Genomic DNA, 1,835 nt, shown 5'->3' with positions numbered 1-1,835 from the left:
CACTTACGATTGGGCTGACATTGCAGGAACTGATAATCCTGAGGATAGAACAGGACTTATTGCAGGCACTTACACCGTTACGGTAAAAGATGCAAACGGATGTTCTTCTGCTCAGCTTTCGGTGACGATCACAGAACCTGCCGCTGCAGTTACTGTAGCCAAAGCTTCCCAAACCGATGTATTATGCCATGGCGCCTCAACAGGAGCCATCGACATAACAGCTTCCGGAGGAGTTGGACCATACACTTACGACTGGACTGATCTTGCGGGAACTGATAATCCTGAGGATAGAACAGGACTTATTGCAGGTACTTACACCGTTACGGTAAAAGATGCAAACGGATGTTCTTCTGCTCAGCTTTCGGTGACTATCACAGAACCTGCCGCTGCAGTTACTGTAGCCAAAGATTCTCAAACCGATGTATTATGCCACGGCGCTTCAACTGGAGCCATCAATATAACAGCTTCCGGAGGAGTTGGACCATACACTTACGATTGGGCTGACATTGCAGGAACTGATAATCCTGAGGATAGAACAGGACTTATTGCAGGCACTTACACCGTTACGGTAAAAGATACAAACGGATGTACGTCTGCCCCTCTTTCTATAACAATTGGTCAACCTGGAACTCCTTTATCATGTTCTGTTGTCCAAAATAAACCAGTTACGTCAAATGGTTTAAGCAATGGTGAAGCAACTGTATCTCCAATTGGTGGTACTCCTGATTACACTTACTTATGGGATAATGGCGAAAACACCCCTAAAGCATTAGCGTTAAATGCTGGAACACATACCGTAAAAGTTACAGATGCAAACGGTTGTACTACTGAATGTAGTGTACTAATCACAGAACCTAACGTTCTTTCTTGTAGCATAGCTCAAGATGCTACTGCAAAATGTTATGGCGATAATACCGGCAAAGCTACGGTAACCGCTGTAGGTGGTAACGGAGAATATACATATCTTTGGGATAATGGAGAAACAAGCGCACAAGCAAATTCCTTAACAGCTGGCGTACATTCTGTAACAGTTACTGATAAATTGGGATACACTACAACATGTGAAATCACAATCGGTCAGCCACAATCTCCATTAAGTGCAACAACAACACAGATAGATGTGGTTTGTGGAGGCGGTACAACGGGTTCTGCCACTGTAACTCCATCTGGAGGAACAAGTCCTTACACTTACTCTTGGGATACAACTCCAGTTCAAACAGATGCTACAGCTACAGGACTTAAAGCAGGAACTTATAATGTAACGGTTAAAGATGAGAACTTATGTACAATTACAAAAACTGTAACTATTCTTGATGGAGATTCAGTTATACCAGTTATAAATCCATTGCCTGAAGTTAGCACAATCAATTGTCCTGCAGAACCAGTTTTTGCACAAGCAACTGCAACTGACAACAATGGAACAATATCTTCATTAACTTATGAAGACACAATTACAGAAGGAAACTGTACTGGAACTTATACAAAAACAAGAACATGGACTGCAAAAGATGCCTGTGGAAATGTTTCACTTCCTGTAAGTCAAACTATAATAGTCCAAGATAATTCTGCACCGACTTGGACCACTCAAGCTGGATCTTTAGACCAAACTATAGAATGCAGTGATGAACAAGCCCTAGCAAATGCTCAGGCTCAATTCCCTACAGCTTCTGACTTATGCGATGCCGATGTTTCGAACATCACTAAAGTAAGCGGACAGTTTGTAGCTTCTGAAGGATGCGCAAATGCTGGAACATACACCAACACTTGGACTGTAAAAGACGATTGCGGAAACACTTCTGAAACTTTCACTCAGATAATTACAATTGAGGACAAAA

General features: G+C 42.3%; 1 protein-coding gene. It reads left to right on the top strand.

The genetic code is table 11. The features are described 5' to 3' along the window. A partial coding sequence (locus ABXT06_RS22690; RefSeq protein WP_354592754.1) for a SprB repeat-containing protein occupies positions 1-1,835 on the top strand: 1,835 nt, incomplete at both ends.

Source organism: Flavobacterium sp. UW10123, assembly GCF_040538975.1.
Taxonomy (GTDB): Bacteria; Bacteroidota; Bacteroidia; order Flavobacteriales; family Flavobacteriaceae; genus Flavobacterium.
Note: the sequence above shows the minus strand (reverse complement) of the source record. Positions and strands in the feature narration are given on the sequence as shown.